This window comes from Algoriphagus sp. (assembly GCF_024642405.1).
GTDB lineage: Bacteria > Bacteroidota > Bacteroidia > Cytophagales > Cyclobacteriaceae > Algoriphagus.
On record NZ_JAHEBC010000185.1, the window covers coordinates 1 to 7484 of the forward strand.

The following is a 7484-nucleotide window of genomic DNA, read 5'->3' on the forward strand; positions in this document are numbered from 1 at the left end:
CCTTTAGAAAGTGACCAAGAATCTATAGACCCATTAGCAATCAGAATGTCCCCTACTGCCATGCAATTGGCAAATGTCCAAACAGCAATTGTTGGAAATTCAGGAACAAGAAAATCTGTCAAACTTAGCGGAAAGGTTCAGGCCGACGAAAGGTTGAATTTTACTCAGACTTCTCATATACCTGGAAGAATTGAGCAGCTTCAGGTTAATTTTACGGGTGAATTTATCAGCAAAGGCCAGGTAATTGCCACTATTTATTCACCTGAACTTACCACTGCTCAACAAGAGCTTTTGCAGGCAGCAAAAATTCAAAATTCACAACCAGAATTATTCGAAGCAGCCAAAAATAAATTAAAGAACTGGAAAGTCACAGATGCTCAAATTTCAGAGATTTTGAATACCAATTCTATTCTAAAAAACTTTCCTTTACGAGCAAATGTTTCAGGTTTTGTGACAGAAAAATTTGCAAATCTGGGAGACCATTTGAATCAGGGACAAGCCATCTATGAAGTTTCTGATTTATCCCGAGTTTGGGTTTTATTTGATATTTATGAATCTGAACTTTCTTGGATTCAAGTTGGAGACGAAGTAGAATATTCCATTCAGTCCATTCCAGGAGAAACCTTTTCAGGGAAAATTTCTTACATAGACCCTCTCATTGATCCAAGTACTCGCGTCGCAAAAGCAAGAATAGAAGTCCCTAACTCCAAGCTGAAATTAAAACCAGAAATGTTTGCTTCTGGTACAATTAGGACTGATGTTAACTCAAGGAACGATAATATTACTGTTCCAAAATCAGCGGTTTTGTGGACCGGAAAGCGTTCTGTAGTTTATGTAAAATCAAGCTCTGAAAGAGGAATCAATTTTAAACTTCGGGAAGTAACTCTTGGTCCAGCTTTAGGGGATTCCTATCTAATTGAAGAAGGATTGGAAAATGGAGAGGAAATAGCAATCAATGGTACATTCAGCATTGATGCAGCAGCTCAATTGGCAGGCAAGCCTAGCATGATGAGTCCCGAAGGCAATGATAGTGGTATAGTTCATCAGCATGGAAACATGACCCAAGGTCATATGGATGAAATCCAAATCTCAGATGATGCCAAAAATGCTTTAAATAGTGTCTATTTGGACTATTTCAAAGTAAAAGATGCGCTAACCACAGATAATTTAGCAGATGCCAAATCAAGTGTTCAGCAAATGAAAAATACTTTAGAAAAAGTTGATATGACGCTTTTTAAAGGAGAGACTCATGACAGATGGATGGTTTATCAAAAAGCTTTATTGTCCTCTGTTAATCATGCAAGAAGTGCTTCGGACATAGAAGGTTTTAGAAAGGATTTTCAAACACTATCCTCTGAAATGCTAAAAATGACCGAACAGTTCCATCCATTTCCCACAAAATTATATGTTCAGCATTGTCCTATGGCAGACAGCAATAAAGGAGCTGACTGGTTGAGCTTAGATCAAAACATAGTCAACCCCTATTTTGGAAAGTCCATGCTCACCTGTGGAGAAGTTACCAAAGTTTTAGAATAGAAATCCACCTTTCGCCCAGCAAATGAGAAAGAACAATCAATACTTCGCCCGAAAAATTCACCGATTCTTAGGTGTATTTATAGGAATTCAGTTTTTCTTTTGGACTATTTCAGGGCTTTATTTTAGCTGGACTGACATTGATGAAATTCATGGAGATCATTTTCATAATGAGCATATGATGCATCAATCAGCCAGTGATTTAATAGATCCAAGCAGTCTAGATTCTACTTTACAGGTTTCAACTCTTGAGCTCAAATTTGTAAATCACCAACCCTATTACTGGGTTAATTCCAAACAGCTATATCACGCACAGACTGGAGAATTAAAACCTGAAATATCAGAAGAGGAAGCAAAAGAAATCGCTCAGATATATATCAAGGGTGATTTAGGAATCAAAAACGCAGAATACATCACAGAAACAGGTGCCCATCATGAATTCCGAGAAAAGCCCTTACCGGTTTGGGCAATTCACTTTGATCATCCAGAAAACTTGGTGGCCTATGTTGATGCCAAAAATGGCACGTTTCAGACTGTCAGACATAGAAGCTGGAGATGGTTCGACTTCTTATGGATGTTCCATACGATGGACTATGCCGGGCGAGATGACTTTAACAATTTGTTACTCCGAGCAATCTCCTTATTTGGATTAGCAACTATCGGGTCAGGCTTTACCCTATTCTTTATGACTCAAAAAAAACGAAAAAGAAAAAACTAACTTATTATTACTTATTTAAACATGAAAAATTTAACTAAAAATCTATTTACGGTATTCTTGTTTAGTTTCGCTTTTGCTTGTCAAGAGAAAACCACTGAAGAAAATACCCATAATGCAAATCATCAGGAAGAAATGGTAACAGAAAACACCGAAGTTTCTGAATCAAAAATTTCTTTTGAAGATGAAAGCGTATCTAGCTTGATTCAAGCTTATTTATCTCTGAAAGACGCATTGGTTCAAACGGATGGAGAAAAAGCTAAACAAGCTGCTCTCAACCTATTGAATAGCGTACCTGAAGAGTCAAACGAGACAATTTCAATCATAGCAAATGAAGCCAAGAAGATTTCAGAAACTATTGAGACAGAGAACCAGCGGGCCGCATTTGATCAATTATCAGAGCAAATGATTACGTTGGTAAAAAACTCAAAGTTGACAGAAGGAAAGCTATACAAGCAATATTGCCCAATGGCTAAAAACAATGAAGGAGCCTATTGGTTAAGTACCTCAAATGAAATCAGAAATCCTTATTTCGGAGATAAAATGCTGAAATGTGGATCAGTTGAGGAAGTAATTTAATCATTCGCTTTTTTGACTTAACGCCTAAGCCCCGAAGAAATTCGGGGCTTTATTATTTTAGGTTAAATCTAATACCAAAAAAACCTCTAATCCCCTGATTGGGTGCAAAAACATAGGTTGGGTCAAAAGTTAAGGCGTTTGGGTTTTGAGGAGTTGGAATGACAGATCCATCAGGATTAAAATCTACCTGCTTGTCAAAAGGATCAAATGAACGTGCAATGCTATTTGCAGGTGGAGTAAAATTCAGAAGGTTTTTGACTCCTCCATAGACTTCCCATCGATCTCCAAGGGATTTGGATATTTGGATATTTTGTATGCTCCACCATGGGGAATATTCAGCTCTATCGTCCAATTCTCCTAAAAGTGGTAATCTCATAGGACTGTAAACATTGCCCGTATAGTCAATGGACAATCCTATTCTTGACCAGTCATATCCTATTGACCAAACACCCGAAAAACGTTCAGTTAATAGCTGTCTGGTTTTTATTCCTTCTTCCTCTAGAGAAACATCCATTAAAGTTGTCCCTGCCGTGATAGAGAATCCATTAGCCCAAGCGATGTCTAGATTGGTAGATATTCCTTTTGAAACTGCAGAACCGTCCAAATTGGCGTAAATGATCTGATTGGGGTTGCTTTCATAATCAGGAATAATCCTATTTGTGAAATAGGTATAAAATGCCGTTGCATCAACCCCCACAAAAGTGCCATGGTCAGAATAGATTTTCTTCACCAAATTGATGTTTGTATTCCAGCTTTGTTCTGGTTTCAATTCTTCAGCAAATACTACTTCTCTTGCTCCTGTCAATGCAGCATGATCTTCGGTAAAAACATTCGCAACTCGAAATCCATTACCAATTGAAACTCTTAATACTGTTGATTTATCATTTGAAGAAAGCTTGTAATTCAACCTCGGAGAGAAAATCGATCCGTGGACTGAGTTATAGTCATATCTCGCACCAAGAAGGAGACTTTGGGTCTCTTTAAATTTAATTTCATCCTGTATAAAAATCCCAGGCAAATGAATTTGAGAAGCTTGATTAAAGCGACCATCCGAAGAGGCCGTTACTGGAGTATTATCATCGTAATAAGTGAATCTATATGCTAATCCTGTTAATAAATTATGTTTTGAAATCGTTTCAGCCCAGGTCAATTGACCAAAACCTATGTACTGATCTGCCTTATAAATAGTAGTACCATACACAGAATTTTGATGATGACCATTCGCTGAAAACATAAAATTCATGGACTCTGTCGTAGGTAATTGATAAGTTCCAAATGTTTCCCATCTACTAGTATAAATACTTTCACCATAAACCTCCTCTCCTCCTCTGAAACTTTTATTCCAGTTCATTTCTCCTCCCCAACGATCTTCATATACATACCTTCCTGCAATGTTAAAAATTCTATTATCTGGTCTTTTAACATTGAATTTTTGAAAAACTGAAACCCTTTTCGAAAGTGTTAAATCTGTAAATCCATCGCCATTATTGTCTATCGGATTATCATAATAAAATCCATTGATTCCAGTTAGCGATTGAACTTTTGATCCTAAATCGCTTCGAAATCCTATGTCCATATTTAGCTCACCCCAACCTGTACCAAATGCATCAATGGAAATTAATGGTGCTGCTTCAGGATTTTTGGTAATTACATTAATCAATCCTCCCACTGCCTCAGAGCCATATAATGTAGATGCTGGACCTTTGACTACCTCCATTCTATTGATCAAAGATTGAGGAATCCCCGTTAATCCATAAACTGTCGCTAATCCAGAAACAATAGGCATCCCATCTATTAAGATCATTGTGTAAGGTCCTTCCAAACCATTAATATGAATGTCGCCTGTATTGCAGACATTACAGTTGATCTGAGGACGAACACCATTGACATTTTGAAGAGATTCGAAAACTGAAGGAGTAGGATTAGCTCTAAAGAAATTCGCTGAATATACCTCTACAGGAACGGGAGAATCCAATTTTGACACCTCTTGCATGGTACCACTTACGACTACTTCATCCAAGCCAGCATCCATGTTCTCTAAATCAAAAATTAAATTCACGGACTCTGAGGAAGGAACAGAAACCATGGCACTCTTGGTTTTAAACCCAATTCTTGAAACTTGGACTTGATAGTTTCCCGAATCTTTTACAAAGATTTTAAATCGTCCATCTTCATCTGTCACTGCACCAATAGTAGTTCCTTTCAGCAAAACATTCGCAAATTCCAATACTTCACCACCAGATATAACTTTACCTTCTATTCTGTTATCTTGAGAATAAGAAGGAGTATAAAGCACTGATAAAAAAAGGAATAAAAGTAAGAATCGATTCATGAAGGTATCTTGCACTGATTGTATTAGATACGTCAAAAGTAATTTGTTAGATTTGTCTAACAAAATTGTTTTCTAAATATTTTATTTAATATTTGAAGACTGAATCATTAAACATGGCTTCACAGACAGAAGAAAATTACCTCAAATCACTTTTCAATTTGGCTAATGAGGCCGGTGAAGTAAACATATCTGAACTTGCGCAGCAGATGCAAGTCAGCATGCCCACGGTGAATAGTATGGTCAAAACTCTTCAAAAAAACGGTTGGTTGATTTATGAAAAATACAAGCCAGTTACACTTACAATTGAGGGAAAAAAAGTAGCTGCATTGATTATTAGAAAACATCGCTTAACAGAAATGTTTTTGGTGAATAAAATGGATTTTGGATGGGAAGAAGTACATGAAATAGCAGAGCAAGTCGAACATATTCATGCACCAAAATTCTTTGAAAGAATGGATGAAATGATGGGGCATCCAACTGTGGATCCACATGGTTCTCCCATTCCTGATAAAATGGGAAGAATTCAGGAGGTAAATTATTTAGCACTCTCTAAATGCAAAACAGGGCAGTTGGTAGTCTTATCTGCTCTTACCAATTCTTCCACCGAATTTTTAGAGTTCTTAAATAGTCGTGACTTGGGACTTGGAAAAGAGCTTAAAATTATTTCCAGAGAATCTTATGATCAGAGTATGGTGGTGAAATATGAAGGTCATCCATCTGAGACATTGAGTGAAAAAGTATCTGAAAGACTTTTAGTAAGAATTATTAGTGAATAATATTTAATTTTTCACTATTTAAATATCGAAAGAGCATTTAGCTTACACCGATTTACCATTGAGCCCCTAACTTCTCATAGCATGTCTTCTAAAATCTTAAGCAAAAAATTCTTTTTTAAGTATTACCTACTTTTAACTTATTCAATACTCCATCTCATAATTCTTTCTTCATGCACTGAAAAAGACGCTACTTTAAATGGAAACTTTGATGATTGGCAAGTGCTGGGTGCTGCGGAATGGAAGTTTGAGCAAGATGAATTAATTGGTACTGTAAAGGATACTTCGGGATTTGTAATGACCGAAAAAAGGTACACTGATTTTATTTTGGAGCTTGAATTCAAACCTGACACCAGCATCAATTCAGGGATTTTTATCCGTTGCCAAAACCAAGAATTAAGCTTCACGGATTGCTATGAAATCAATATATGGGACCTTCATCCCAACCAGGATTTTCGAACAGGTGCAATTGTAAATAAAACAAAACCACTTCAATTTGTGGAAACAAATGGCAAATGGAACAGCTATAAAATCCAAATTAAGGGAGATCATGTACAAGCTTGGATCAATGAAATTTTAGTTGCAGACTTGAAGGACAACAGTCTTACTGAAGGCTACATTGCGTTGCAAGCGATGGGAAACGGGGAGATTCGATTTCGAAATATTAAATTCAAACCTCTTCCTGGCAATAATTAAAATAGTTTAATACTACCCTTTCCATCCTCTATTTGCTTTTTTCTCCGCTTGTAGTTTTTTGGATTTCAACCGCTTTTCTATAGCTCCTTTACCCGGTTTGGTAGCTTTTCTGGCTTTTCGCTTTTCAAGTCCTTTCCGAATCAAATCATAGAATTTCTTGATTGCAATTTCCTTATTTTGAAGTTGAGAGCGTTTTTCCTGGGCCTGAACTTGAAGAATACCTGCATCGGTTAGTTTTGAGCTAAGTTTTCTCTTTAATACTTCTTTTTCTTCCTCAGTTAAAATCTTTGATTCAAAAAGGTCGAAATTGATTTGGACTTTCGTTTCCACCTTGTTTACATTCTGACCTCCCGCACCGCTAGATCTTGAGGTTAGGAAATTAAGTTCAGGTAAAAATTCACCATTTTCAATTCTTCTTAAGATGGATTTTGTCATGGAATTAAAATGTAAAAGCTTATTAAAGACAAGTTACCAGCTTTCGCTTAAATGAAATAATAACCAATTATAAACTCATTTGCTATAACAGCTTATTTTAAAAACAAATCTTAAGAAAATTGCTAATTTAATACTCCAATATTAATCTCCCCCTATTAATTAACCCAAAATACAATGAAAAACAGAAGAGAATTTTTAATAAAATCAGCACTTGGAGCAGCAGGTTTGCTTGCTGCCCCAGCTTGGCTTCAAGGTGCTCCAAACATCCTCAAATCATTCAACAAACCAAACTCCTTAATCAATGGTGTTCAGATAGGTTGTATTACCTATTCGTTCAGATCAATGCCGGATCAAAGTGCAGAAGCCACCTTGAAGTATGTAACAGATTCTGGGTTAAATGCAATTGAGTTAATGGGAGATC

The 7484-nt window shown here is 36.5% G+C and carries 7 protein-coding genes and 1 pseudogene; 6 read left to right on the forward strand and 2 right to left on the reverse strand.

The window, feature by feature from the left end; all coding sequences use genetic code 11:
• The 3 genes from Q0L68_RS13370 to Q0L68_RS13380 all read left to right on the forward strand — a co-directional run.
• Nucleotides 1-1536, forward strand: a 1536-nt coding sequence (locus Q0L68_RS13370) for an efflux RND transporter periplasmic adaptor subunit (protein ID WP_296704025.1), incomplete at its 5' end; no start/stop codon positions are given.
• A gap of 22 nt (nucleotides 1537-1558) precedes the next feature.
• Nucleotides 1559-2251: a PepSY domain-containing protein gene (locus Q0L68_RS13375; RefSeq protein WP_296704028.1), complete on the forward strand. Its 693-nt coding sequence runs from the start codon at nucleotides 1559-1561 to the stop codon at nucleotides 2249-2251.
• A 21-nt stretch (nucleotides 2252-2272) separates the two neighbouring features.
• Complete coding sequence (locus tag Q0L68_RS13380; protein ID WP_296704031.1) at nucleotides 2273-2827, forward strand: DUF3347 domain-containing protein; 555 nt, start codon at nucleotides 2273-2275, stop codon at nucleotides 2825-2827.
• 52 nt (nucleotides 2828-2879) lie between these two features.
• Here Q0L68_RS13380 and Q0L68_RS13385 read toward each other — a convergent pair whose 3' ends face one another.
• Entirely contained in the window at nucleotides 2880-5159 is a 2280-nt protein-coding gene (locus Q0L68_RS13385; protein ID WP_296704034.1) for a TonB-dependent receptor, read from the reverse strand.
• Nucleotides 5160-5272: 113 nt separating this feature from the next.
• Here Q0L68_RS13385 and Q0L68_RS13390 point away from each other — a divergent pair, with 113 nt between their 5' ends.
• Together Q0L68_RS13390 and Q0L68_RS13395 are read left to right on the forward strand one after the other, a co-directional pair.
• The gene (locus tag Q0L68_RS13390) at nucleotides 5273-5935 is read left to right on the forward strand and encodes a metal-dependent transcriptional regulator (RefSeq protein ID WP_296704038.1); all 663 of its coding nucleotides are present in this window, start codon (nucleotides 5273-5275) and stop codon (nucleotides 5933-5935) included.
• 81 nt (nucleotides 5936-6016) lie between these two features.
• On the forward strand, nucleotides 6017-6628 hold the full coding sequence (locus tag Q0L68_RS13395) for a DUF1080 domain-containing protein (protein WP_296704041.1): 612 nt from the start codon (nucleotides 6017-6019) through the stop codon (nucleotides 6626-6628).
• A 12-nt stretch (nucleotides 6629-6640) separates the two neighbouring features.
• On the opposite strand, the gene arfB is transcribed toward Q0L68_RS13395, so the two are convergent.
• Entirely contained in the window at nucleotides 6641-7063 is a 423-nt protein-coding gene (gene arfB / locus Q0L68_RS13400) for an alternative ribosome rescue aminoacyl-tRNA hydrolase ArfB (RefSeq protein WP_296704044.1), read from the reverse strand.
• Nucleotides 7064-7237: 174 nt separating this feature from the next.
• Between arfB and Q0L68_RS13405 the strand changes: the two are divergent.
• Nucleotides 7238-7484 (forward strand): annotated as a pseudogene (locus Q0L68_RS13405) (sugar phosphate isomerase/epimerase); the annotation flags it as partial.

Excerpts from the sequence above, each read along its gene's own strand:
- Q0L68_RS13375 (WP_296704028.1), top strand. The coding sequence starts at position 1,559 with ATGAGAAAGAACAATCAATACTTCGCCCGAAAAATTCACCGATTCTTA.
- Q0L68_RS13380 (WP_296704031.1), top strand. The coding sequence starts at position 2,273 with ATGAAAAATTTAACTAAAAATCTATTTACGGTATTCTTGTTTAGTTTC.
- Q0L68_RS13385 (WP_296704034.1), bottom strand. The coding sequence starts at position 5,159 with ATGAATCGATTCTTACTTTTATTCCTTTTTTTATCAGTGCTTTATACT.
- Q0L68_RS13390 (WP_296704038.1), top strand. The coding sequence starts at position 5,273 with ATGGCTTCACAGACAGAAGAAAATTACCTCAAATCACTTTTCAATTTG.
- Q0L68_RS13395 (WP_296704041.1), top strand. The coding sequence starts at position 6,017 with ATGTCTTCTAAAATCTTAAGCAAAAAATTCTTTTTTAAGTATTACCTA.
- arfB (WP_296704044.1), bottom strand. The coding sequence starts at position 7,063 with ATGACAAAATCCATCTTAAGAAGAATTGAAAATGGTGAATTTTTACCT.